This window comes from Sediminibacterium sp. FW305-C-49 (assembly GCF_058231085.1).
Map to the genome: position 1 here is coordinate 84,509 of NZ_JBIQXS010000003.1, position 24,486 is coordinate 108,994.

Sequence of the window (24,486 nt, forward strand, 5' to 3'; positions counted from 1 at the left end):
CGCTTTAGGTATTGCAAGATACAGACTCTTTAAAACCAATTTCACCGTTTTAGTATATTGCAGATAACGATTTTTATTTTAGTTTGACCAGATAGATCACCTACATGAAACAATCCATCATACACATATCACTATTGGTAAAAGACTACGACGAAGCCATTGATTTTTATACACGGCAACTGAATTTTATACTTGTAGAAGATAAGCATCAACCTGAACAAAATAAACGCTGGGTACTGATAGCCCCTCCTGGTTCAACCGGCACACAAATATTGCTCGCAAAAGCTGTTGGAGAAGAACAGGAGCAATGTATTGGAAGGCAGACAGGAGGACGTGTATTCCTCTTTTTGCAAACAGATGATTTCTGGAGAGACTATCACACAATGATCGACAAGGGCATTGAATTTGTAAGAGCACCCCAAACAGAAACCTATGGAACGGTTGCTGTTTTTAAAGATTTGTACGGCAATTTATGGGACCTTTTACAGCTTCATTAATTGTGAAGTCCCGTCAATTACTACCCATTCATGCAGTATTTGTGCTGCTCCAAAAAATGTATGCTATCAGCATCGGCCATACCAGATAACATAGTACAAGTAACCGGTTAAAATACCCGTTGATGCCAATAACACCATCAGGTAATTTTTCCGGCGGAGCGATATCTGGTCCGAACGGAATACCTGCTTTCTTGAAACCCGCAAACAACAAAACCATGGTAATTGCCATCAATACAACCGATATCCAGATGGCATGTGCGGATAATAAAATACTGAATTGTTCAGTGGTCCAGTAACCATCTTTTATCAGGTGATAACTGATGAGTAGTGAACCAAGTGGCAGAAAAGGAATGCCTATACCAAAAGCCATTCCATGCAATTTGTGTTTTACATCAAATAACCCGCCCATAATAGCGCCTATACCTGTCAGGATGATACATGCCAGCCCAATGGTTGGCCATATGCCATTCACTATATTCCATAATAGTGCTGCAGATAATAGTGAACAAATGCCCCAGCAAATAAAGAAAATGGTCAACAGCCATTTGTGTTTTCCCAATGCATATTCACTGATCATGCGCCAGCCGGGATGAAATTCGCGGCTGGTAAAATGAAGTATCAGTAAAGCTAGTAAGGAAACGAATCCGGTACTGATGACCAGTATTGCAAGTGTAAGCATAGTGGAATGATTTAATTTGAAACCGTTCGGTTGCAAATATATGTGCAACTATTTAGTTTCAAAAAAATATTTTCGAAACTAAATAAAGAACATGCAGTTTGCTGGGAATAACCAAGTATAGCTAAAATCTCTTTCCAATCAAAAAACCAAGATGTGTTATGGCATCTGCATTGCTATCATTTTGAAAACCGGCATTAATACCCGCAAAGACACCTCGTTTAAATGTATAATGATAAGACAGTTCACTCATGTAGCCAACCGTAAACCTGCGTTGTGGGGTGCTGTTATCAAAGGCTATGAGTATACGCGGGTATGAACTGTTCCCTTGCGGGAAAATGGCACTGTAACCATTGTCCCCTAATGATGAAGATTGAAACCTGCCCAGAGGGCCGGCTGCAATCATCAATTCATGATGTGAAGAGCGAATGAGACTATACCTGATCAATGACCCGATTTGGAAACCGGCTGTAGTCATACGTACAGAGCCATCCTGTATCACTGAATTATTGAAAAGGAGCAGATAGGTATCTTCTCCATCATGTATCGTTCCCTTAAAATTATATTCAAGAGATAGCTTCTTTTTAATGTAGTGCGAATAAGATGCGCCAAAACTCACACCAAGCAAATCATCGGTTCCATGTGTGCTTTTGCCAATATTGAACTTAACAGAACGTTTAGGAAGAGTCTGGATTTGGGCAAAACAGTACATGCTAAAGCAGCAACTTATGATACTGAGGGAAATGTACTTCATAAATAAAGAATGGGTTGAAAAATCAATGATGTTGTTGTAACTGTAATGATCAGAGGGGGTGTATAAAAGACAGTCTATTAACTGAAGTGCTGCATCTTAAATTGAAAATTGCCACTGAAGATACAGGATTACAAGAATTTTTTCAGTGTAATCCTGTGTCTTCAGTGGCAATATATAGTTGCCGCAGATGCGCAGATTATATCGGAAGAAAATTAAAACAGCCCAAACAACATTCCATCCACTTTACTGATAATCTCTCCAAAATGCTCTTCACTCTCTGCAAATTTATTTTTATCGCAGTCAATCACCAGTAACTGGCCTTCTTTGTAGCCATCAATCCATTTGTTATAATATTCATTGAGCCGCTTCAGGTAATCGAGGCGGATATTTTCTTCGTATTCACGTCCTCTTTTCTGAATCTGCGCCACCAGGGTAGGTACAGAAGCTTTGAGATAAATCAGCAGATCGGGTGGCTGTACCATGGTCTTCAGCGTTTGGAAGAACTGGTAATAGTTGTCGAAATCGCGTTTACTCATCAGTCCCATTTCGTGCAGGTTGGGAGCGAAAATATTCGCATCCTCATATATCGTCCGATCCTGTATCACGGTTTCGGTTCCATGATGTATATCGAGTAACTGGTTTAAACGACTGTTCAGGAAAAATATCTGGAGATTAAAACTCCAGCGGGGCATATCCTCATAAAAATCCATCAGGTAAGGATTATGATCTACATCTTCAAACTGAGGGATCCAGCGGTAATGCTTACTGAGCATCTCGGTCAGCGTGGTCTTTCCGGCACCGATATTACCGGCTATCGCCACATGTTTTGGTTTCTTGGTTTTCGCCATAAAAATGAAAATACGAAAGTTGAGAGAAATGGGAGAAAAAAGTAGGGAGGAGACCGAAAGTAAGGGAGTCCGAAAGTCCGCAGGCAATTAGAATGTAATCAGATAAGCGTATTATGCGTTATTAAGCTTATCTCTTCCAACTTTCCGACTTTCGGACCCCGGTCTTCCGGACGCTCTAATAATCCATCCCCACAGCCGTCCTGACCAGTTTCAGCGTTTCACTGGCACTGGCACGGGCTTTGTCGGCACCCTGGCGAATGATTTTCTGCAGCAACGCATGGTTGTTCTGAATATCAGCCGCTCTGGCGCGGATGGGTTGAATAAAACGTATCATGTCTTCCGCCAGTTGCTTTTTCATATCACCATAACGAATGATACAATTTCCGGCACTGCTATGATTAAAATCATCCTCGAATTTCTGAACGGTATCAGGCGTGCTGACCAGTTTCATCAGTGTAAAGAGATTTTCTATGTAGTCAGGTTTCATCGCATTGGGCTCGGCAGGTCCCTGATCGGTTTTTGCTTTCATGACTTTTTTACGAATGCTTTCATCCTCATCGGCCAGGTAAAGTGTATTCATCTGGTTCTCACTCTTACTCATCTTTCCTACACCATCCAGACTTAAAATTTTCACCAGCTCACCACCATAATTGAATGCATAAGGTAAAGGCAATACATCACCATATCTATGGTTGAAACGTTCTGCATAATTGCGCGCCATTTCGAGGTGTTGTTCCTGGTCTTTACCTACCGGTACTTTTACTGCACGATGAATTAATATATCGGCCGCCTGTAAAACAGGATAGGTAAGCAGACCCGCATTCACATTATCAGGTTGCAGGCGAACTTTTTCTTTAAAAGTGACTGTTTTTTCCAGCTCCCCCTTGTAGGCCATCATATTAAGGTAGAGATACAGCTCTGCAATTTCAGGCACATCGCTCTGCACATATAATGACACTTTATCCGGGTCAAGTCCACAGGCCACATTTTCAGCAATGACGCGAAGCACACTGTTTTTTAGTTCTCTGGTATCGGGGTGCGTGGTAAGGCTATGCCAGTTGGCAACAAAAAAATAGCAGTTAAATTCATCCTGCATACGCACATAGTTGCGCATGGCACCAAAATAATTACCCAGGTGAAGAAAACCTGTAGGGCGTATTCCACTTAAAACAACCTCTTTTTCCATTCGGCAAAGATAAGGGAGAGAAGTTATAAGGGAGAGTAAGCTACAAGCCACAGGCTACAAGCGACAAGCTTTTATATGTAGTTAAATAGACAATCAGCCATCTTGTATCTTGCTACCTGTTGCTTGTTCCCTTGGTCTCTTAAATTGAATTTTCTATATCCCTTACAGAAAGGATATTTGTAAGACAGGGAACAGGTGAACACCATAAATTCCTTTGTTCAATCAAACATCAAAGATCAGTACATCAAAGATCTCCGTGGGAGTTCTTCAAACAAAAAATCAAACACCCCATCAGCCAGTCTATAGTCAACATATTATCTACCCCTATCGAATACCTAAAAGGTGTAGGACCTTTACGGGGTGATCTGTTGCGTAAGGAACTGGAGATTTTTACATTTGGGGACCTGTTAGATCATTTCCCACATCGGCATATTGATAAGACCAAGGTCAATAAGATCAGCAGTATTAATTATCAAACCGATTTTGTGCAGGTAGCAGGTGTTTTACAACAGTTTGAAATATTAGGTACAGGAAGGGCCAAAAGATTGGTTGCGCAATTAAAAGATGAAACAGGCAGCCTCGAACTTACCTGGTTCCAGGGCATCAACTGGGTGCAGAAAAACCTGGTGTCCGGACAAAAATACCTGGTCTTTGGTCGCACCGGTTTTTTTAGTGGCAGGCCGCAAATGGTGCATCCTGAAATTGAACCCTTCGTAGCCACAAAAGCAGATGGTAAAGAATATCTGGAGCCTGTTTATCCTGCCACCGAAAAATTAAAAGCAAGAGGCTTGAACGGAAGGCAACTGGGGAAACTTACTTACCAGTTGTTCTCACAGATCAAATCAACTGATATTCCTGAAAATCTGCCCGAACATATTATAACACAGCAACAGCTCATCAACCGCTATGAAGCGTATTGTAATATTCATTTCCCGGTATCACAGCAGGCATATGAACGATCACTGAAAAGACTCAAGTTTGAAGAGTTTTTTATTGCACAGGTAAGATTGAACCTTGTTCGCCTGGAAAGACATAAGAACAGCAGGGGAGTGTTATTTGAAAAAGTAGGAGACTTATTCAATCAATTCTATAATAATTACCTGCCTTTCGAATTAACAGGTGCACAAAAAAGAGTCATCAGGGAAATCAGAACCGATACAGGTCGCGGTCACCAGATGAACCGTTTGTTACAGGGAGATGTGGGTAGTGGAAAAACCATTGTGGCTTTGCTGAGTATGCTGCTGGCAGCCGACAATGGTTACCAGAGTTGCCTGATGGCACCCACTGAAATTCTTGCTCAACAGCACTACAATGGGTTGAAGGCATTGTTAAAAGAAATGCCTGTTGAGATAGCCTTACTTACGGGTACAGTGAAAGGAAAAGAAAGAAAAAGAATATTGGCAGGTTTACAGGATGATACAATTCATTTTGTAGTTGGTACGCATGCAGTGATCGAAGACGTTGTTCAATTTAAAAATTTAGGACTGGTCATTGTAGACGAACAGCATCGCTTTGGTGTGGCACAGCGGGCCAAACTATGGGGAAAAGCAACCATTCCACCACATGTGCTGGTAATGACGGCCACACCCATACCCCGAACCCTGGCCATGACTGCATATGGTGACCTGGATTACAGTGTGATGGATGAATTGCCACCGGGCAGACAACCCATTACCACAGTTCATCGTAATGAAGGAGCAAGGGCCAGCGTAATGGATTTTGTAAAAACGGAGATTCAGAAGGGAAGGCAGGCATATTTCATCTACCCTTTAATTGAAGAAAGTGAAAAACTGAGTTATGAGGACCTGATGCAGGGTTATGAGCAGGTAAAAAGCTTTTTCCCCGAACCCAGGTACCTGATCAGCATGGTACACGGGCGGCAACCGGCCGAGCAGAAGGAAACCAATATGCAGCGTTTTGTTAGCGGCGATACACAAATAATGGTCAGTACAACCGTCATTGAGGTAGGTGTAAATGTGCCGAATGCAACGGTAATGGTCATCGAAAGCTCAGAAAAATTCGGATTATCGCAGTTGCACCAGCTTCGTGGAAGAGTAGGAAGGGGTAGTGAAAAAAGTTTTTGCATTTTATTAACGGGTGCCAAAGTAAGCAAAGAGGGCAAAGAACGGATCAATACAATGTGCGCCACCAATGACGGGTTTAAAATTGCAGAGAAAGACCTTGAATTGCGTGGTCCCGGTGATATTGCAGGTACCAGACAGAGTGGGGCATTGAACTTTAAGGTGGCCAGTATTGTTGATGATAAAGATCTATTGGAACTGGCAAAAACAATGGCTGAGCAAATAGGTGAGGAAGACCCGACACTGGAAATGGCAAAGAATTTGCTGTTAAAAAACTACCTCAGGTCACAGAAAGGTAAAAATGCGTGGAGCCGCATTTCCTGACGAGAACTTTAACATGGCAGGAAACGTATATTGTAGTAACTTATTAAAAAATTGAGGATTGGTAGCACCGAAGAAAATAGCAGGGGTACTGGGATTGCTTATGATGGGATTGGTAACCTATGCGCAGAACTATCTCGAATTTGTAGAGAACAAAGGACAGTGGGATAAAAAAATATTATACCTCGCCAATACCGGTATCGGATCGGTGGCGCTGCAGGCAGATGGTTACAGGGTTTTATTGCATAAGGAAGAAGACCTTGAAAAGTTAAATCCGCATCCACGCGGTCACCAGCATACAGTTACAGCAACATCATCAGTCAAAAAATCATCGGTGGGTGAACCTTCCAAAGGCGGTGAAGGAGGTGGAGGTTCAACCGGTGACATGATTTTAAGAGGTCATGCTTACCAGGTGAAATTCCTGAATGCCAATCCGAATGCACAGGTAGTACCTGATAAGGCACAGGCTACTTATAACAACTATATTTTAGGGAATGATCCTTCTAAATGGACATCCAATTGTAAGATATACCAGGCGGTAACTTTCAAGAATATTTATCCCAATATCGATATACGTTATTACACAGCCAATGGCACATTGAAATATGACCTGATTGTGAATCCGGGTGGAAATATCAATGAAGTAAATCTTTATTTTGATGGGGTTGACGGTTTGAAAGTGAAGGACCAGCAACTGGTCATCAAAACATCAGTGATTGATGTTCAGGAAATGCCACCTTATACTTATCAGCTGTCAAGAGGTACGCGAACAGAAGTGCCTTGTAGTTTTGAAGCGAAGGGAAATATTGTTCGGTTTAAAATAAATGGAGCATATAATAAAGATGCAACCTTGGTGATAGATCCCTCTATTGTATTTTATGGATACAGTGGAAGTACGGCAGATAACTGGGGCTTTACCGCAACATACGATAGCCGGGGTAATTTTTATGGTGGAGGCATAGTTATGCAAGGAGGTCAGTTTCCCGTAAGTAACGGTGCATTTCAAACATCTTTCAGAGGTGGGGTTAATGAGGGACAGTTACCGCCCAATGATATTGCAATTATCAAGTTTGACCCCTCAGGTGCCAACAGGTTATATGCTACTTATCTTGGTGGTACAGGCAATGAACAACCACATAGCTTAGTAGCAGATGCACAGGGTAATTTGTTTATTGCTGGAAGAACAACTTCTGGAAGCAGTTATCCCACAAAAGGACTTGGATTATATGGAAATGGTGGTGCTGCAGACATTATTATCACAAAACTGAATGCAGCAGGTACAGATATTATCAGTTCAATAAGAATAGGAGAAAGTGGTGATGATGGAGTGAATGTTCGACCAAACTACACAAGCCCAGTCGTATCCGAAACAACAAGAAGAAATTATGGAGATGATGCAAGAAGTGAAATTATTTTAGATGGTGCTGGCAATCCGATACTTGCATCCGTAACACAGTCAACAAATTTTCCTGTTACCGCAAATGCCTTCCAAACCACGCGTGGGGCGAACTCGTCTAATCGTTTTCAGGACGGAGTTGTAATAAAACTAACTCCTGATTTGAACACTGTTTTATTTAGTTCCTTCTTAGGAGGCAATGGCGACGATGCTGCTTTTGTTTTGGCAATTCATCCCCAAAATGGAAATATTTATGTAGCTGGTGGAACATCCAGTACAGATCTCCCCGGAGATAAATCAGGTGTTTTGTTTCCTACATTTCAGGGAGGGGCGGTGGATGGGTTTGTAAGTATTATCAGCCCTGACGGATCACAAATTTTAAAAACAAGTTATTTTGCCACCAATGGTGTCGATCTCATATATGGAGTTCAATTCGATAGGAATGGGTTTCCATACATAATGGGAACTACAACCTCCCCCTGGCCGGTAATTAATGCCCCTGTTAATGCAAACGGGAGTCAGGCAACAGGAAAACAATTTATATCTAAACTCCAACCTGATCTTTCAGGCTTTATTTATTCCAGCAATTTTGGTACAACAACAGGGAGTGTGCCAAACATTTCTCCTACGGCTTTTCTTGTTGATCGATGTGAGAATGTATATGTGTCTGGCTGGGGAGGGGTATTGCAAAGCGGTATGCAGTCATCAGGAACCAGAGGGCTGGTTACGGCGGGTACGGGGCAGTTTAAATCAAGCACGGACGGCGAAGATCTCTATTTCTATGTTATTGAAAGAGACGCAAGATCTGTTTTGTATGCTACTTTTTTTGGGGCCACTTCTGGAACAGGCTCTAATGCAGATCATGTGGATGGGGGAACCAGCCGATTTGACCGGAACGGCACAATTTACCAGTCCATCTGCTCTTGTTCGGGTAACGCAAATGATCCGGGCAGATTAACAGGTACAGCCGGTGTGTGGTCCAGAAACAATATGAGTGCTGGAAGTAATGGCGGGGCTTGTAATCTGCTAGCTATCAAATTCTCCTTCGATCTTGCAGGTGTAGGAGCTGGTCTACAAGCTTCCATTAATGGTGTAGCCAGAGACACAGCAGGTTGCGTACCACTAACAGTTGATTTCAGAGACACACTTGCTCAAGGCCAGGCATACTGGTGGCATTTTGGTGATGGTTCGCCGGCAGTACGAACAACCACACCTTCTATTTCTCATACATTCAACAATATTGGCTTGTACAGGGTCATGCTTGTAGCGGTGGATTCAACTACCTGTAATTTTACCGATACAGCCTATATCAACATGCGTGTGCGAGGTGATGAAGCGGCATTAGCATTCACTTCAACTAAAATACCACCCTGCCAGTCATTAACATTTGAATTCAATAATACATCGGTGGCTCCTGCGGGTAAACCATTTAACAACCAAAGTTTCCGATGGGATTTTGGTGATGGTAACAGCAGAATCGCTGGCCCCGGCATTGTAACACATACTTATGCCGCAGGTGGAACCTATGATGTGAAACTGGTGCTGATAGATACCAGTTATTGTAACCATGCAGACAGCATTGTACAACAAATACGCATTTCACCCAATGTAGATGCAAGATTTACCACCCCATCTGTAGGTTGTGCGCCTTATAATGCGGTGTTTAATAATACATCACTGGCAGGACAACAGTTTTTCTGGGATTTTGGTGATGGATCAACATCCACAACAACCAGTCCAACACATCTGTATCCTACACCAGGTACTTATACAGTAACTTTAATTGCAGTAGATAATGCAACCTGTAATGTTCGGGATACGACTAGCCAAACGATAACAGTGAGTGGTAGTCCTACAGCAGCATTCACCTACACACCCAACCCAACCGAACCCAATACACCAGTCAATTTCCACAATGGTTCAACCGGTGGGGTTTCCTACAAATGGTTATTTGGTGATGGTGACAGCACGATTACAACAGACCCCGATACTGCAGTACCTCATTTGTACAACAGAACCGGTACGTATAATGCCTGTCTTATAGTATTCAATGCAGCAGGTTGCAGCGATACCACTTGTCAGTCAATCAGTGTAACGGTAAATGCCACTGCTGCAGTACCCAATGCTTTTTCACCCAATGGTGATGGTACCAACGACCGCATTTTTGTAAGGGGGTATGGTATTGGTAAAATGACCTGGCGTATTTACAACAGATGGGGAGTGCAGGTATATGTGAGTAATAACCAGGCAGAGGGTTGGGATGGCAGATACAAGGGTCGTATACAACCACAGGATGTATATCATTATACGTTACAGATAGAATTTACCAACGGAGATAAAGTATCAAAGAAGGGCGATATTACATTACTTCGATAAATGCCAGCTATGCGTAGTGTGTTGAAAACAGGAGCGATTGTTTTGTTATGGATCATTACAGCAAATGTGAAAGGGCAGGGGCTGCACTTCTCCCAATACTATAATGCGCCTATGCTGGTAAACCCGGCGAATACGGGTTTTAATCCTGATTATGATTATCGTATCGGTGGAAATTATCGCAACCAGTGGGCAAGTGTAGGTAATCCATTTCGCACCATGAGTGTATGGGGCGATACCAAACTATTTGCCAACCGTTTTGAAAATGGATGGATGGGTGTTGGTGCATCCTTATACAGCGATAAGGCTGGAAGTGGAAACCTGGTTTCAACCAACGCTTATGCAAGCGTGGCTTACCACCAGATGCTCGGCTATAACAGTTTATTGAGTGGTGGATTTAGTGTAGGACTTGTTACCAAACGAATAGATATCAGCAAACTCAGTTTCGATAACCAGTGGAGCGGACAATTTTTCGATATCAATATTCCTTCCAACGAACCCTTTGCGTACAGTCAGACCTCTTATGTTGATCTGCAGGTAGGAATGAACTATGCTTATTTTGCTTCTGATAATTTATACCTGAATGCAGGCGTGAGTGTCATGCACGTGAATAGTCCGCAGGAAAGTTTTTTTGCACCCAGTGTAGCCGATGCCAGGGTGAACAGGCGATACACCGGTTTTGTAAATGCCAGTGTGAAACTACAGGATCTCTGGATCGTGAACCCGAATATCTATGTCAGTAAAATGGGCAATGCCTGGGAAACCGTAGTAGGTTTTAATGCCAATCGAAACCTGAGTGGTGATGGGGAACAACAAATGATTTTAGGCCTGTACTACCGTCATAAAGACGCAGTAATACCGATGATAGGTTACCAGGTAAATGATACGCGATTTACCTTTAATTATGATGCCACAACCTCTAACTTAGGTGGTATTAACGGCGCACGCGGTGCCTATGAAATTTCCATTATTAAGAGTGGAATATTTTCCAACGGTGGAAGAGGGGTGAAGTGCCCGACTGTACGATTTTAGCATTGGTTATAATCTGCAAATACAAAGTCATATGAACCCCCACATGAAGTTAAAAAAGGGTTTTGAAGTACACAAAATCTATCATTGATTGAGATTGTTAAACATTCGGTTACGCCTGCTGTACCTTCAAAACATGCTATAGAACCGTTTAACCCTCCAAGAACACGAAAAGTCCAAGCTCCCATACCAGGGTAATTTCCGATTGCGACGGTGCTATTCGCTGGTACAGTTATTGTTTGAAATTGAGAACTTGGAGAGCTAAACGCAATAGTTAAATCAGATGATGTGCTGTTAATGAAATTAACAGTAGTTCCACAGCTTTTTTTTATTTGATTTGTTGTAGGTTGACTTTTCTCAAAACCAACGTTCGTACTTACATTACCAATCAAGAAGCTACTGCTTACTAAAACAACAAATAATGATTTCATAAATGGTGGTTTAATTTTTAAAACATGGTCATATGATGATTTAAAAATAAATAATTTAATTTAAATATAAATAAATATGTATAAGTTTTACACTTGATTACTAAAAGCTTTAAATAAGTGATGGTGAATAACAAATGATTGTAGGTTTATACTACCGTCACAAAGACGCGGTCATACCGATGATAGGTTACCAGGTAAATGATACGCGATTTACCTTTAATTATGATGCCACAACCTCTAACTTAGGTGGTATTAATGGTGCGCATGGTGCCTATGAAATTTCCATTATAAAAAGCGGCATATTCTCCAATGGGGGCAGAGGCGTGAAGTGCCCGACTGTAAGATTCTAATATAAGACAATAGACCATGGTCCATGGACCATAGTCTATTTATCTACAAACTAAATCTCAATACCCTCATCATCTCCATCTTTACTGATGCTGTAATCATCTTCATCCAGGTATTTGCTGTATTTCTTATTGACATCTTCAGACTGAGCTTTTCCATTGATATAGAGCTTGTGACCTTTCACCTGTATCTTGTAATCTTTGTCCTTGTCAATCAGTCCGTCTTTGTCCAGCTCATCCACAAAACCCTTGATTTTGGTGAGTTGTTTTTTTGCAGTAGCAATACCTGCTCTGGCTTCATCCAGCCCCTTTTCTACATCTTTACGGATTTTCTCAAAGTCAATATCATGTTTGAATTTCTCCGACTTTAATTCGCTTTTCACTTTCGCCATTTCCTTGTCTACTTCTGTAAAATTGATTTCTTTTAAAGCAAGTTCTACTTCCTTCATGGCTTTACGTACTTCGGACTGAATTTTATCAACATCAATTTTCTTGAGTTCTTCCATGGCTTTTTTCATCTCTTTTTCCATCTTTCCCATGTCTAATTTAATCTCACGGTCCATTTCAATCGAAACTTTGTCAAGTTCTTTTATGGCTTTATCAAGATCACGCACTTTGTAATCGCGGTCGTCACTGTATTTGATTTTGTATTTCTTTTTTGATTTGCTGGTATCCTGGTAAAAATATTCAAAACCAGGTTCCTGTGCTGCTGTTTCCTTGTCTGCCGCTTTCCAGGCCGAGAAGCTGATGGTAGCCAGCGCCAGTACTATTCCCAGGGCCCATTTGTTGATTAAAATCGTTTTCATTGTTCTTTGTTTTAGTGATTGACGAATTATTTCGTAGTAAACATACGATTATATTCGTAAATGGATCAGCAATCTGGATGACCGGCTATTTTTTAACATTTATGGCAAAAGGCGGGGTTTAAATGTGGCAGGCAGACAAAACATTATGTTTTATATTGCAGCACTTCAAAATAACCCATATGAAATATCTTCCTTTGGATGCTAACATCTTCATAACCAACAGAGAACGCTTTGTAAACGCCATGGTTCCCAACAGCATCGCCATTTTTGTCAGCAACGACGAATGGCCCATGAACGGAGATGCCCTGCACAAATTCAAGCAGAACAGTAACCTTTTCTGGCTCAGTGGTATTACACAGGAAGATTCTATGGTTGTTTTGTTTCCTGATTGTCCGGACCCGAAATACCGTGAAGTGCTGGTACTGGTTCGTCCGAATGAATTAAAGGAGAAATGGGACGGGAAAAGATTGCGCGTAAATGAAGCCACTGCTATTTCAGGTATCAAAACCATTGTTTGGCTCGACAGCATTGATGCATTATTACAAACATGGGTTCACCTGGCAGATCATGTGTACCTCGATACAAATGAAAACGACCGTAAAGCATCACAGATCAGGAGCCGCGATTATCGTTTTGTGGATGAAATGAAAGAAAGATATCCACTGCATACGTATCATCGCGCCGCCAAAATCATGCGTTCTCTGCGTGCCATTAAAACCAAAGACGAAGTGGCGGTATTACAAAAAGCCATTGATATAACTGATCATGCATTCCGCAGACTCCTGGGTTTCATCAAACCCGGTGTAATGGAATATGAAATTGAAGCTGAAATCTATCACGATTTTTATAGTCAGCGTGCAACAGGCCCTGCTTATGGCAGTATTATTGCGAGCGGTGATCGTGCAAGAATTCTTCATTATGTATCCAATAACCAGGAATGCAAGGATGGAGAAATGGTACTGATGGATTTTGGTGCTGAATACGGAGGTTATTGCGCTGATCTTACCAGGACCATTCCAGTTAACGGTAAGTTCACACGCAGACAGAAAACAGTGTACAATGCCTGTTTACATTTGCATAACTATGCCAAAAGCATTTTAAAACCCGGCATTACCATCGTAGATTATACAGAGAAAGTAGGGGAAGAGGCAACACAGCAGTTTTTGAAGATAGGTCTATTGAGAAAATCGGATGTAAAGAACGAAGCACCCGAAAATCGTGCTTATCGTAAATATCTCTATCATGGTATTTCACACCACCTGGGTATTGATGTACATGATCTGGGTACGAAGACAGAACCCATCAAAGCTGGCATGGTCTTTACCATTGAACCAGGTATTTATATTGAAGAAGAGCAGATGGGTATACGTATTGAAAATAATTTCTGGATCACCCGTAACGGTAATACAGACCTTATGAAAAATATTCCCATTACCGTTGAAGAGATTGAAGCGTTGATGAAAAGAAAATAAATGCATGGTTCAAGGTCGATAGTGCATAGTCGATGGACTATGACTATTGACCATAGACCATAAACCATCCTCCATGAAACAAATTCCCAACCTGTTCACCCTGTTAAACCTGGTATTTGGTTGCCTGGCCATCATTTGTATCATGCAAACCGGACTGGAAATAACCAGTTCATCTGCTGGTGAACCGATTGTAGAAATACCTGAAAAAATGCAGTGGGCCAGTTTGTTTCTGGCACTGGCTGCTATTATTGATTTCTGTGATGGATTTATGGCGCGTTTATTGAAAGTGCCATCCGAAATGGGGAAACAACTCGATTCATTGGCCGATGTGGTGAGTTTTGGCGTAGCGCCAGGTTTAATCGTGTACCAATTCCTCCGTTTAAGTCTGGCACAGGAACCCGATGGACTCGATGCACCGATTGCTTGGTTATTACCCGCTTTCCTGCTACCCTGTGCGGGAGCATATCGTTTGGCAAGGTTTAATATTGATACGCAACAAATCTATGGTTTCAAAGGGGTACCCATACCGGCAGCGGGCTTACTCTTTGCCTCTTTTCCTTTGATTTACTGGGGTACATCAGAAGCATGGTTAATTACACTGCTGCTGAACAAATGGTTCTGGTATGCGGTAGTGCTGCTGGTAAGCTATCTTATGGTGTCTACATTACCAATGATGGCCCTCAAGTTTAAAAATATCAACTTCGCAAAACTGCTTCCATTCCTGCTGATAGCAGTTGTAGCAATCATAGGAGCCATCTTATTTGGCTGGCTGGCAGTTCCGCTTAGTTTTATTGCCTATGTAGTTTTATCTTTGCTCCTTAAACAAACAGAATCATGACCTATAACGTGCAGATCAAAGTAATGCCATTGAAAGACCTTCTCGATCCACAGGGTAAAGCAGTGTTGGGCGGATTAAAAAACCTTGGACTTTCATCGGTAAGCGATGTAAGGGTGGGTAAACATATTACTTTACAGATCGATGCAGCTTCAGAAGAGGAAGCCAGACAAATAGCCGAGGAAGCCAGTAAAAAATTACTCGCCAATCCGGTGATGGAGTTTTATGAGATTGAAATGATTCAATAATATTTGATGATCTCAGATGGCAGATGTCTGATTTGAAATATATCTGCCATCTGACATCTCACATCTGCTATATGCTCTACCTCGTCCCTACACCTCTCGGGAATTTAAAAGATGTAACACTTCGTGCACTGGAAGTATTGCAACAGGTAGATGTTATTTTGTGTGAAGATACACGCACATCATCCCGCTTCCTGAATCATTACCAGATTCAAAAACCACTTTCGCCTTATCACCAGCACAATGAACATAAAGTAGTGCAACACCTGGTAGACCAGATGAAAGCCGGTAAACAATTTGCATTGATTACCGATGCAGGAACACCGGGTATTTCAGATCCCGCTTTTTTACTCGTAAGAGCCTGCATACAGGAAGGCGTTAAAGTTGAAAGTCTGCCCGGCGCCACCGCTTTTGTACCTGCGTTGGTGAACAGCGGTATTCCCGGTAACCGTTTCGTATTCGAAGGGTTTTTACCCATTAAAAAAGGCCGCCAGACCCTCTTCAAACAATTGGTAACCGAGGAGCGAACCATGATTTTTTATGAAAGCCCGATGAGGCTGGTAAAAACGCTCGATGAAATGGCTGGCTATTTTGGAGAAGACAGGGCCTGTTCCGTAAGCCGTGAACTTACCAAGCTGTATGAGGAAAATTTCAGGGGAACCATCAAAGAAGTGGCCGATCATTTTCGTGCAAAAACGGTAAAAGGTGAAATCGTTATTGTTGTAGCCGGTCATCCCGATTGAATCCTGTTCACCCACTTATAAATTTATACATCCCTTTTGATTATTTACACCGCATAATCTGTTTCTTTACGATAAGGGAAAGAGGCATCTTATTAAACATTATCGATATCCTTTCCGCACTACTAAAATGATTCATGCAGCATGAAAAAAACATTTTTAAAGACGCTTTTATTGTCGACAGTAATTGTTCAGTTGTCTACTGAGCTAAAGGCACAACCCGATCGTTGGCAACAACGCATCAAATACCAGATCAATGTAAACATGGATGTGAACAGTAATCGTTTTACTGGCACTGAAAAAATTGATTACTGGAACAATTCACCAGATACACTGAACCGTATTTTCTTTCATCTATACTGGAATGCATTTCAGCCCAACAGCAGTATGGATGTACGTAGCCGCGAACTGGGTAAAACCGCGTTGAGAGAACCTTCCCGTATGAGTGATGGTCTCGACTGGGACGCACGTGTAAAAGATCGTATCAGCAAACTCACACCTGAGCAGATCGGTTTTCAGAACGTAGCTTCTGTAAAAATTGCAGGGCAGTCGCAAGAACTGAAAGTACACGAAACCATACTGGAAGTAGTATTGGCAAAACCCATCATGCCCAAATCAAAAGTGCAACTCGATGTACAGTTTGAGGCACAGGTACCGCAACAGATCCGCAGAAGTGGTCGCGACAATGCAGAAGGTATTCGCTACAGCATGAGCCAGTGGTATCCGAAAGTAGTGGAGTATGATTACCAGGGATGGAATGCCAATCCTTATATAGCCAGAGAATTTTATGGTGTATGGGGCGATTTTGATGTGAACATCACAATCGACAAAAATTATTTTGTTACCGCAGGTGGCGATCTGATGAATGCCAATGAAATAGGAAGAGGGTATGAAGCCGCAGGCACAAAACCACTAACAACAACTGGAAATACAGTTACCTGGAAATGGCAGGCATACAATGTTCACGATTTTATGTGGGCCGCCGATCCCAATTATAAAATGATTACACGCAGCACTGCAAATGGTCCATTGATTCGTGTGGTTTATAAAGCGGTTGATTCAGTAGAGAATCGCTGGCAGAAAGTAGCAGATTCTACTGCATTGGCTTATCCGATTATCGCCAAAACATTTGGCCCATATCCATACAAAACCTACACTTTTATACAGGGGGGAGATGGTGGAATGGAATACCCCATGGCCACTTTACTCAAAAATGCAAGTATTGGCACCGCCATTCACGAATGGATGCATAGCTGGTACCAGATGATGCTTGGAAGCAATGAAGCCTTGTATCCCTGGATGGATGAAGGATTTACCGATTATGCCACATCGCGTGTAATGGCCGAGATGCGCGGCAGGACAGGTTTTGCGGCAGAAGGATCATACCGTAGTTATTTTAACCTGGCAAAGAGTGGGCTGGAAGAACCTGCAAGTACACATGCCGATCATTTCAATACCAATTTTGCATACAGTGCTGCAGCATATAGCAAGGGAGCAGTGTTTATGGCACAATTGGGTTATATCGTTGGAGAAAAAGTACGCGACCAGATTTTGCTCGACTATTACTATCAGTGGAGATTCAAACATCCCAATCCGAACGATCTCATTCGTGTAGCGGAGAAGCGAAGTGGTATGGAACTCGATTGGTATAAAGAATACTGGATCAACTCCACCAAAACCATCGATTATGCAGTAGGAGATATCAATGTTGAAAATGGCAAGACCATGCTCTCTGTAAAACGCGTAGGAAAAATGCCCATGCCAATAGATGTACTGGTAACTTATAAAGATGGATCACAGGAAATGCATGTAATTGCGCTTGACCTCATGTATGGAACAAAGCCCGCAGAAAATGAGATACCAAGAACCGTGCATACACCCTGGCGCTGGACACATCCTGAATACAAATTCTCTATTGGAAAAGGTATACAGGATATTAAGTCCATTGAAATTGATCCATCCATGCGGTTGGCGGATATCAATCGGAACAACAATAAACTTGTCATACCTGATTAATCGATTATCTAAAAGCATCCTTCGGGATGCTTTTTTAATATTCCATCTTTCTTAAACTGGGTGCTTTAAACCAGGTACTAACCACTACCAATAATGTCATACATCCGCCAAATACTACAGAAGGCACAACACCCAATAGTTTTGCCGCTACGCCACTTTCAAATTGTCCGAGTTCATTACTGCTGTTAATAAACATAGAGTTTACACTCATAACCCTGCCACGCATCTGATCAGGTGTTTTAAGTTGAAGAATGGTGCCTCTTACCACCACGCTGATACCATCGAGTATACCGCTTAACATCAGTACAAAAAAAGAAAGCCAGAACCATTGCGATAAGGCAAATATGATGATGCAGATGCCAAACCCACCAACAGCCAGTAATAATTTTTTACCCTGCTGTTTGCGAAGCGGAAATAATGTTAATAATATCACCACAAGAATGGCACCTATATCGGATGCAGCATTGAGCCAGCCAAAACCGATTGGACCGGTTTTTAAAATGTCTTTGGCAAATACAGGGATCATGGCAACAGCGCCGCCAAAAAGCACAGCAAATAAATCAAGACTGAGTGCACCCAATACTTCTTTTGTTTTGAACACAAAACGCAAACCTTCTTTTACGCTATCCATTGTTTTTTTCTCACCGGGTTCATTCAGGGAAGGCTTTGGTTTAAGCTGGTACATAAATAGAAAACCAATAGCTACCAGACTGCAGATAATTATCAGAGAACCGGTATTACCCAGTAAGGCAATCATAAAACCAACAGTGGCATGGCCGGTAACTGAAGCTGTGAGCCAGATACCCTGGTTCCAGGTGGTAGCATTTTGTAATTGATCCCTGGGTACAATAGAAGCCACCATGGTACCAAAAGTGGGCCCCGTAAACGCACGTATAATTCCGGTAAAAAATATGATCACATAAATGCTGAACGCAATCCAGTGGTTACTCAATTGAGTTGAAGTATAATTGCTGGATAACAATAAGAGGAAAACAGCGCAGGTAAAATACAAACTCACACCCCGTAATAATAATTTTCTTTTCTCACTGATATCAATCACATGGCCGGCATATAATGAGAGAGAAACAGCAGGAATTACTTCCGATAAGCCAATTAAACCAATGGCAAAGGGATCATTGGTAAGTTCATAAATCCACCAGCCCACCAGTGTTCCCATCATCCTTAAACCCATGATAAACAGAAAACGGCCCATCATCAGGTTGCGGTATTCAGGAATACGCATGGCGGCGAAGGGGTCGTAAGTAGTATTTTCTTTGTTCATCTGTTTTGGGTTAATGAGATGTTTACATTATTTCAGGGTAAACTGAAATAATGCTGACCTCCTTCAAAATCTTTTTCCAGTGCCTCGAGTACAATATTCAAATGCTTTTCATTGCCTAGAAAATCGGCATTGCTGGCATCAATAAAAATGGTTTTGATATTGTGTTGTTTAATATAGCTGGTATAGGTTTCCTGGATATTGAATAAATATTCATCAGGAATGGATTGCTCATATTCCCTGTTCCGCTTCTTGATATTCTGTTGTAGTTTCTGCACAGGTGCATGCAGGTAAATAAGAATATCGGGAAACATGAGTTGCTGGTGAATAATATCGAACAGTTTCTGGTAAAGCCTGAATTCTTCTTCGGGCAGGTTTACTTTAGCAAACAACAAGCATTTGGTAAAAAGATAATCGGAAACAGTGGTATGCTGGAACATGTCTTTAATGTGCAGCATATCTTTCAATTGTTTATATCGCTCTGCCATAAAAAACAGCTCGAGCGGAAATGCATATTGCTGGGGATTATCATAAAACTTTGGCAGGAAGGGGTTGTCAGCAAACTCTTCCAGGATCAGCCTGGAATTCAGTTTTTTTGATAAGAGATGCGCCAATGTGGTTTTGCCTGCTCCAATGTTTCCTTCAACGGTAATATATTGATACTTCATATTTATTCACTGCAATACCGTCAAAATTAACCGCACTTACCAAGCAGTATGCTATTTTTTTTGCACATTTAAGGGATCGGTACAGACATCCAGTAAAGCGGTAATGGTTTTACCTTCAATGGGGTGCATCAGCAGAGGGGCAATTTCTGCCAGTGGCATCAGCGCAAAACGACGATCAGGCAGGGCCGGGTGTGGTACAGAGAGTAATTCAGTTTCAATGATCAGGTCATCAATCAGTAAAATATCCAGGTCAATAATACGGGGACCCATTTTTTGGGTTCTGATACGTCCCATTTCCAGTTCTATTTCCAGCAATTTGCGCATTAACTGATCTGGTGAAAGCATGGTTTTTAATTCCAGTGCCTGGTTATAAAAGGAGGGCTGGTCTGTAAATCCCCAGGCTGCTGTTTCATAAATGGAAGAGCTGCAAACGATTTCGCCACAATATTGTTGAATATATTGTTCGGCCTGTTGCAGGTGAAATGCCCGGTTGCCCATATTACCGCCTGTCAGCAAATACGCTGTATTCATAAATTGGAGATATTAGCAGCATCAAATATCTTTAAATTCACGTAGCCGCAGACATTATTCTCTGGTAGGAAAATGAAAATGGGAAGAGGCTGTAAAAAAAGCATATGAAGACATTTTTTAAAATATTTTTTGCATCATTACTGGCATTGATCGTATTTACAGTAATCGGGTTGTTTATTTTGATTGGTTTTATTTCTACAGCCACTACTTCCGAAGTCCCGGTAGTGGGTTCAAAAGCGGTATTAGTACTCGATCTCTCCGTCAATTTTAAAGAACAGGCAGTTGAAGATCCATTTGGAGAATTGATTGGATCTGCGGAAGCTAATAAACCATCCTTATTCGATGTGGTTCGTTTATTAGGTGAGGCAAAATCCGATTCAGCTGTAAAAGGTGTTTATATCCTGGCAAGCGATAATGCAAACGGATTTTCCTCAAGTGAAGAGTTGAGAAAAGCGGTACTCGATTTTAAAAAATCGGGCAAGTTTGTAATCGCGTACGGTGAAACCATGACACAGAAAGCTTATTATGTAGCCAGCGCTGCTGAACGTGTATATGTACATCCGCAGGGTGGATTGGAATGGTCGGGCTTTTCATCTAATCTACTTTTCCTGAAAGGCATGTTGGATAAGCTGCAGATAGAACCACAGATCTTTTATGCCGGTAAATTTAAAAGCGCCACAGAACCATTACGCGAAACTAAAATGACAGAAGCCAACCGTTTACAAACATCTGTATGGCTGGGCGATCTGTATAGCGCATTTCTGAAAGCAACGAGTTCGGCACGTAAAATTGATACGGCTGTATTACACCAGTTGGCCAATGAAGGCGATATTCAAACAGCCGTAGATGCAGAAAAATACCAGTTGGTAGATGGATTAAAATACGATGATGAAGTAAAAGGAGAAATTTTACAGCGATTAAAAAAAGGAGCGGGTACCACCATCAATTTTGTTACCATCAATGAGTATGCAGCAGCTACAACACTGGGCGATTTTTCAGGTAGCGGTAAAATTGCCATCATCTATGCACAGGGTGATATTGTAAGCCAGGAAGGAGATGAAGAACAGGTAAGCAGTGATCTGTATAAAAATGTCATTCGCCGGGCAAGATTGGATAAAGACATTAAAGCAATTGTACTTCGGGTAAATTCTCCGGGAGGCAGTGCATTGGCAAGTGATGTAATCTGGCGCGAAATCTCTCTTGCGCGAAAAGAAAAACCGGTAGTGGTAAGTATGGGTGATGTGGCGGCTTCTGGTGGTTATTATATTGCCTGTAATGCCGATGCTGTATTTGCCAATGAAACCACGATAACAGGTTCCATCGGCGTATTCAGTATCGTGCCTAATTTCGAATCGTTCCTGAAAAACAAACTGGGTATTACAACCGACAGGGTAAGAACCGCTCCTTATGCCGATATGGGAGCAGGAGATCGTCCATTAACCGCAACCGAAAAACGTTTTTTCCAGGCAGCTACCGATTCCATTTATCATACATTTAAAAAACGTGTAGCAGAAGGTCGTGAAAGAAATATTGAATACATAGACAGTATAGCACAAGGCAGGGTATGGACCGGTAAGCGGGCGCTTGAAGTTGGATTGATTGATAAAATCGGAACATTACAGGATGCAGTAAAACATGCCGCAAAACTGGCTAAAATCGAAGATGATTATCGTTTACGTGAATATCCGGAAAAGAAGAATTTCATTGAGCAAATTATGGGAAATTACAAACGCTCTATCAAAACTAGCCTTATTAAAGATGAAATAGGGGTGGAGCAATGGCAACTGATGCAGCAATTCAAACAGGTAAAGCAAATGGTAGGCGAACCTCAGGCAAGGGTACCTTATTTCTTAACGATACATTGAAGGGAATAGGCGTTCGTCAAAATAAAAACCACTGACTTCTTTTAAACGGATCTTACCATAATCTTTATGGGCAGGGTTGAGTAAAAAATTTTGTTCCTGCTGAACAACGGCAGAAGGGCAGGAAATGGCAAGCGAAGTTTTATCCTGCATGATTTCTGTACCCATCCATTGTGTATACTCAAAATCGTGGTGCCAGTTCTTTTTCAGACTTTTGTGATCAATCCGGTATACTGTTGCATCGGCAGGTAAGGTAAGCTGCATCAGTTTAAATAGCTGCAGTTCCTCGAAACTTACAGTATTCACCAATACTTCAAGCAGTGCAAGTGAAATAGAACTACTGGTATATAATACAGGAGTACCGGCTAAATTCCATCGGCCGCCTTTTAGTTTTGCACCGGTACCCGATAAGTCCTCAGCGAATGTATGGTGTGCGAAACGATACAGTATCATGCGTAAACACCTTGTTGTATGCGAACAAGCTGGTTAAGGGTTTCCTGAATGCCTCGGGAGGTAGACAAAGCATTAAAATTGAGTACATGCCCCATCACATATTTGTCTTTTTTCAGCCACTGATAAAAAGCATCGGGAGAAGAAAAAGTAGCCAGCCCTGTTTCTATAAGTTCCTGCATTTGAAGAATACGGTCAGTATAGATGCCTTCAAATGAACCATTGTTTTTGGCATAACGCTGCAGTGTTCTTTCGGAAAGGTGTAAAATACTGGCCCACTCAGCCTGTGTAAAAGGGACCAGATCGGCCACTTTTTTAAATTTGCGATAAGTGAACTCGGCAATGGCAGGTAAATAGGCAGCAACAGGCTCTTCCGCAATGGGAGGAAGAGGAACCGGTGGTATTTTTTTTGCTTTTGCCATACAGTAACATTTGTCGCTCAAATATACGACTTCTGTCTTGAGTGAAAAAATTATTCCCCAATTATTCCCGTAGCAGCAGAATAGGATAGCTTTGTTGCACAAGTAAAAATCGTATGCCTGTACAATACAGCCAGTTACGTGCCATGATGGCCATTACCAAGGGTAGCCTGAAAGCCGTGTTCCGCAGTCCGTCTGCCGTTATTTTCAGCATTGCTTTCCCCTTAATTTTCATTCTTGTTTTTGGATTCGTAGGAGGAGGAGGTAGGGTATCACTGAGTATTGCTTTTGCAGAAAATACCGATACGCTTAATCCTATTTATCCGGCGTTAAAAAAGATTGCGGGTATTCGTGTCATTGAAAAATCGGGGAAGGCCTTAAAAGAAGACCTGGAAAAAGGAAGGGTAACCGCCATTATTGATATCCGTAAATCAGGAATTGAAAATCCACCTTATACCATTCATATTTCCAGCTCAGAAGCGGTGAACCCACAGAACCTCCAGGTATTACAATCAATACTCAATGCAGTCATTGCGGGCATTAATCAGCAAACCTACAGCAATACCCCCACCATTGCCATGGTGAACAGTCGCATTGAAAAAATTCCCGGACGTGTATACCGTACTATTGATTTTATCCTGCCCGGACAGTTGGGATTTTCTTTATTAAGCGCTGGTGTATTTGGTGTGGCTTTCCTGTTTTTTAATCTTCGCCAGCAATTGGTGCTGAAACGTTTTTATGCCACTCCCATACGCAGACCTTATATCGTTCTGGGAGAAGCACTGAGTAGAGTGATATTTCAGATGATGACAGCCATCATTATCATTGGTGTAGGACATTATGCATTTAAGTTTACGCTGGTAAATGGGGTAGAAACATTTCTCACCATCATGTTGTTGAGTTTTATTGCCCTGATATTGTTTATGGGTTTTGGTTTTATTGTAAGTAGCCTGGCTAAAAATGAAAGCAGTATTCCACCGCTGGCCAACCTGATTACCTTACCCCAGTTTTTACTGGCTGGCACTTTTTTTTCCATAGATGCTTTTCCATCCTGGTTGCAGCCATTGTGCAGGGTATTGCCACTCACTCATTTCAATAATGCCATGCGCAATATTGCATTTGAAGGCGCGGCCCTGTCGGCCTGTGGAAAAGAATTGATGATATTGGGTGCATGGACGGTAGTTGTTTATGCAGTAGCTTTTAAAACCTTTAAATGGGAATAGT

The 24,486-nt window shown here is 41.8% G+C and carries 23 protein-coding genes; 12 read left to right on the top strand and 11 right to left on the bottom strand.

The features are described from left to right. Window positions 1-104 precede the first annotated feature (104 nt). The gene (locus ACH3Z1_RS14465) at window positions 105-497 is read left to right on the top strand and encodes a VOC family protein (protein WP_490822703.1); all 393 of its coding nucleotides are present in this window, start codon (window positions 105-107) and stop codon (window positions 495-497) included. Window positions 498-525: 28 nt separating this feature from the next. Here the strand turns inward: ACH3Z1_RS14465 and ACH3Z1_RS14470 are convergent, their stop codons facing one another. The 4 genes from ACH3Z1_RS14470 to trpS all read right to left on the bottom strand — a co-directional run bounded on the left by ACH3Z1_RS14470 (window position 526) and on the right by trpS (window position 3,961). Beyond that, a complete protein-coding gene (locus ACH3Z1_RS14470) occupies window positions 526-1,176 on the bottom strand; it encodes a DUF998 domain-containing protein (protein WP_490822704.1) in 651 nt (216 codons plus the stop codon). Between the two features lie 121 nt (window positions 1,177-1,297). Next, a complete protein-coding gene (locus ACH3Z1_RS14475) occupies window positions 1,298-1,927 on the bottom strand; it encodes a hypothetical protein (RefSeq protein ID WP_490822705.1) in 630 nt (209 codons plus the stop codon). 212 nt (window positions 1,928-2,139) lie between these two features. Next, window positions 2,140-2,775, bottom strand: a complete 636-nt coding sequence (locus ACH3Z1_RS14480) for a deoxynucleoside kinase (protein ID WP_490822706.1) — start codon at window positions 2,773-2,775, stop codon at window positions 2,140-2,142. Window positions 2,776-2,950: 175 nt separating this feature from the next. Further along, window positions 2,951-3,961, bottom strand: a complete 1,011-nt coding sequence (gene trpS, locus ACH3Z1_RS14485) for a tryptophan--tRNA ligase (protein WP_490822707.1) — start codon at window positions 3,959-3,961, stop codon at window positions 2,951-2,953. Between the two features lie 302 nt (window positions 3,962-4,263). Here trpS and recG point away from each other — a divergent pair, with 302 nt between their 5' ends. From recG to ACH3Z1_RS14500, 3 genes are read left to right on the top strand one after another with little or no spacing between them, the layout of a single operon-like run. Further along, window positions 4,264-6,366, top strand: coding sequence for an ATP-dependent DNA helicase RecG (gene recG / locus ACH3Z1_RS14490; protein ID WP_490822961.1), 2,103 nt, complete (start codon window positions 4,264-4,266; stop codon window positions 6,364-6,366). 58 nt (window positions 6,367-6,424) lie between these two features. Next, the gene (locus ACH3Z1_RS14495; protein ID WP_490822708.1) at window positions 6,425-10,135 is read left to right on the top strand and encodes a DUF7948 domain-containing protein; all 3,711 of its coding nucleotides are present in this window, start codon (window positions 6,425-6,427) and stop codon (window positions 10,133-10,135) included. Between the two features lie 9 nt (window positions 10,136-10,144). After that, complete coding sequence (locus ACH3Z1_RS14500; protein ID WP_490822709.1) at window positions 10,145-11,164, top strand: PorP/SprF family type IX secretion system membrane protein; 1,020 nt, start codon at window positions 10,145-10,147, stop codon at window positions 11,162-11,164. On the opposite strand, the gene ACH3Z1_RS14505 is transcribed toward ACH3Z1_RS14500, so the two are convergent. Then, window positions 11,161-11,592: a hypothetical protein gene (locus tag ACH3Z1_RS14505; protein WP_490822710.1), complete on the bottom strand. Its 432-nt coding sequence runs from the start codon at window positions 11,590-11,592 to the stop codon at window positions 11,161-11,163. The genes ACH3Z1_RS14500 and ACH3Z1_RS14505 overlap by 4 nt on opposite strands. Before the next feature lie 134 nt (window positions 11,593-11,726). Between ACH3Z1_RS14505 and ACH3Z1_RS14510 the strand changes: the two genes are divergently transcribed. After that, window positions 11,727-11,942, top strand: a complete 216-nt coding sequence (locus ACH3Z1_RS14510) for a type IX secretion system membrane protein PorP/SprF (RefSeq protein ID WP_490822711.1) — start codon at window positions 11,727-11,729, stop codon at window positions 11,940-11,942. Window positions 11,943-11,992: 50 nt separating this feature from the next. Here ACH3Z1_RS14510 and ACH3Z1_RS14515 read toward each other — a convergent pair whose 3' ends face one another. Further along, on the bottom strand, window positions 11,993-12,745 hold the full coding sequence (locus tag ACH3Z1_RS14515) for a hypothetical protein (RefSeq protein WP_490822712.1): 753 nt from the start codon (window positions 12,743-12,745) through the stop codon (window positions 11,993-11,995). Between the two features lie 179 nt (window positions 12,746-12,924). On the opposite strand from ACH3Z1_RS14515, the gene ACH3Z1_RS14520 reads away from it, so the two are divergent. The 5 genes from ACH3Z1_RS14520 (at window position 12,925) to ACH3Z1_RS14540 (ending at window position 18,053) form a co-directional block, all read left to right on the top strand. Beyond that, entirely contained in the window at window positions 12,925-14,217 is a 1,293-nt protein-coding gene (locus ACH3Z1_RS14520; RefSeq protein WP_490822713.1) for an aminopeptidase P family protein, read from the top strand. Window positions 14,218-14,290: 73 nt separating this feature from the next. Continuing rightward, a complete protein-coding gene (locus tag ACH3Z1_RS14525; RefSeq protein ID WP_490822714.1) occupies window positions 14,291-15,055 on the top strand; it encodes a CDP-alcohol phosphatidyltransferase family protein in 765 nt (254 codons plus the stop codon). Beyond that, complete coding sequence (gene purS, locus ACH3Z1_RS14530; RefSeq protein WP_490822715.1) at window positions 15,052-15,300, top strand: phosphoribosylformylglycinamidine synthase subunit PurS; 249 nt, start codon at window positions 15,052-15,054, stop codon at window positions 15,298-15,300. The genes ACH3Z1_RS14525 and purS overlap by 4 nt, the downstream gene beginning before the upstream one ends. 71 nt (window positions 15,301-15,371) lie before the next feature. Next, window positions 15,372-16,040, top strand: a complete 669-nt coding sequence (gene rsmI / locus ACH3Z1_RS14535) for a 16S rRNA (cytidine(1402)-2'-O)-methyltransferase (protein ID WP_490822716.1) — start codon at window positions 15,372-15,374, stop codon at window positions 16,038-16,040. A 141-nt stretch (window positions 16,041-16,181) separates the two neighbouring features. Beyond that, a complete protein-coding gene (locus tag ACH3Z1_RS14540) occupies window positions 16,182-18,053 on the top strand; it encodes a M1 family metallopeptidase (RefSeq protein WP_490822717.1) in 1,872 nt (623 codons plus the stop codon). A gap of 34 nt (window positions 18,054-18,087) precedes the next feature. Here the strand turns inward: ACH3Z1_RS14540 and ACH3Z1_RS14545 are convergent, their stop codons facing one another. From ACH3Z1_RS14545 to folK, 3 genes are read right to left on the bottom strand one after another with little or no spacing between them, the layout of a single operon-like run. Next, entirely contained in the window at window positions 18,088-19,335 is a 1,248-nt protein-coding gene (locus tag ACH3Z1_RS14545) for an MFS transporter (protein ID WP_490822718.1), read from the bottom strand. A 32-nt stretch (window positions 19,336-19,367) separates the two neighbouring features. Beyond that, window positions 19,368-20,000 carry a deoxynucleoside kinase gene (locus ACH3Z1_RS14550; RefSeq protein WP_490822719.1) on the bottom strand — a complete coding sequence of 211 codons (633 nt, stop codon included), beginning with the start codon at window positions 19,998-20,000 and terminating at the stop codon, window positions 19,368-19,370. A gap of 51 nt (window positions 20,001-20,051) precedes the next feature. After that, window positions 20,052-20,531 (bottom strand): 2-amino-4-hydroxy-6-hydroxymethyldihydropteridine diphosphokinase, encoded by a 480-nt coding sequence (gene folK / locus ACH3Z1_RS14555; protein WP_490822720.1) that lies wholly within the window; start codon window positions 20,529-20,531, stop codon window positions 20,052-20,054. A 104-nt stretch (window positions 20,532-20,635) separates the two neighbouring features. Here folK and sppA point away from each other — a divergent pair, with 104 nt between their 5' ends. Continuing rightward, on the top strand, window positions 20,636-22,396 hold the full coding sequence (sppA, locus tag ACH3Z1_RS14560) for a signal peptide peptidase SppA (RefSeq protein WP_490822721.1): 1,761 nt from the start codon (window positions 20,636-20,638) through the stop codon (window positions 22,394-22,396). Here sppA and ACH3Z1_RS14565 read toward each other — a convergent pair. Next, entirely contained in the window at window positions 22,382-22,846 is a 465-nt protein-coding gene (locus ACH3Z1_RS14565) for an RES family NAD+ phosphorylase (RefSeq protein ID WP_490822722.1), read from the bottom strand. The genes sppA and ACH3Z1_RS14565 overlap by 15 nt on opposite strands. After that, window positions 22,843-23,265, bottom strand: a complete 423-nt coding sequence (locus tag ACH3Z1_RS14570) for an Xre family toxin-antitoxin system antitoxin (RefSeq protein ID WP_490822723.1) — start codon at window positions 23,263-23,265, stop codon at window positions 22,843-22,845. Before ACH3Z1_RS14570 ends, ACH3Z1_RS14565 begins: the two co-directional genes overlap by 4 nt. Window positions 23,266-23,378: 113 nt before the next feature. On the opposite strand from ACH3Z1_RS14570, the gene ACH3Z1_RS14575 reads away from it, so the two are divergent. Continuing rightward, complete coding sequence (locus tag ACH3Z1_RS14575) at window positions 23,379-24,485, top strand: ABC transporter permease (protein ID WP_490822724.1); 1,107 nt, start codon at window positions 23,379-23,381, stop codon at window positions 24,483-24,485. Window position 24,486: the final 1 nt, after the last annotated feature.

Excerpts from the sequence above, each read along its gene's own strand:
- ACH3Z1_RS14515 (WP_490822712.1), bottom strand. The coding sequence starts at position 12,745 with ATGAAAACGATTTTAATCAACAAATGGGCCCTGGGAATAGTACTGGCG.
- ACH3Z1_RS14570 (WP_490822723.1), bottom strand. The coding sequence starts at position 23,265 with ATGGCAAAAGCAAAAAAAATACCACCGGTTCCTCTTCCTCCCATTGCG.
- ACH3Z1_RS14475 (WP_490822705.1), bottom strand. The coding sequence starts at position 1,927 with ATGAAGTACATTTCCCTCAGTATCATAAGTTGCTGCTTTAGCATGTAC.
- sppA (WP_490822721.1), top strand. The coding sequence starts at position 20,636 with ATGAAGACATTTTTTAAAATATTTTTTGCATCATTACTGGCATTGATC.
- ACH3Z1_RS14510 (WP_490822711.1), top strand. The coding sequence starts at position 11,727 with ATGATTGTAGGTTTATACTACCGTCACAAAGACGCGGTCATACCGATG.
- purS (WP_490822715.1), top strand. The coding sequence starts at position 15,052 with ATGACCTATAACGTGCAGATCAAAGTAATGCCATTGAAAGACCTTCTC.
- ACH3Z1_RS14500 (WP_490822709.1), top strand. The coding sequence starts at position 10,145 with ATGCGTAGTGTGTTGAAAACAGGAGCGATTGTTTTGTTATGGATCATT.
- ACH3Z1_RS14565 (WP_490822722.1), bottom strand. The coding sequence starts at position 22,846 with ATGATACTGTATCGTTTCGCACACCATACATTCGCTGAGGACTTATCG.
- ACH3Z1_RS14550 (WP_490822719.1), bottom strand. The coding sequence starts at position 20,000 with ATGAAGTATCAATATATTACCGTTGAAGGAAACATTGGAGCAGGCAAA.
- trpS (WP_490822707.1), bottom strand. The coding sequence starts at position 3,961 with ATGGAAAAAGAGGTTGTTTTAAGTGGAATACGCCCTACAGGTTTTCTT.
- rsmI (WP_490822716.1), top strand. The coding sequence starts at position 15,372 with ATGCTCTACCTCGTCCCTACACCTCTCGGGAATTTAAAAGATGTAACA.
- folK (WP_490822720.1), bottom strand. The coding sequence starts at position 20,531 with ATGAATACAGCGTATTTGCTGACAGGCGGTAATATGGGCAACCGGGCA.
- ACH3Z1_RS14525 (WP_490822714.1), top strand. The coding sequence starts at position 14,291 with ATGAAACAAATTCCCAACCTGTTCACCCTGTTAAACCTGGTATTTGGT.
- ACH3Z1_RS14480 (WP_490822706.1), bottom strand. The coding sequence starts at position 2,775 with ATGGCGAAAACCAAGAAACCAAAACATGTGGCGATAGCCGGTAATATC.
- ACH3Z1_RS14540 (WP_490822717.1), top strand. The coding sequence starts at position 16,182 with ATGAAAAAAACATTTTTAAAGACGCTTTTATTGTCGACAGTAATTGTT.
- ACH3Z1_RS14505 (WP_490822710.1), bottom strand. The coding sequence starts at position 11,592 with ATGAAATCATTATTTGTTGTTTTAGTAAGCAGTAGCTTCTTGATTGGT.
- ACH3Z1_RS14520 (WP_490822713.1), top strand. The coding sequence starts at position 12,925 with ATGAAATATCTTCCTTTGGATGCTAACATCTTCATAACCAACAGAGAA.
- ACH3Z1_RS14575 (WP_490822724.1), top strand. The coding sequence starts at position 23,379 with ATGCCTGTACAATACAGCCAGTTACGTGCCATGATGGCCATTACCAAG.
- ACH3Z1_RS14465 (WP_490822703.1), top strand. The coding sequence starts at position 105 with ATGAAACAATCCATCATACACATATCACTATTGGTAAAAGACTACGAC.
- ACH3Z1_RS14545 (WP_490822718.1), bottom strand. The coding sequence starts at position 19,335 with ATGAACAAAGAAAATACTACTTACGACCCCTTCGCCGCCATGCGTATT.
- ACH3Z1_RS14470 (WP_490822704.1), bottom strand. The coding sequence starts at position 1,176 with ATGCTTACACTTGCAATACTGGTCATCAGTACCGGATTCGTTTCCTTA.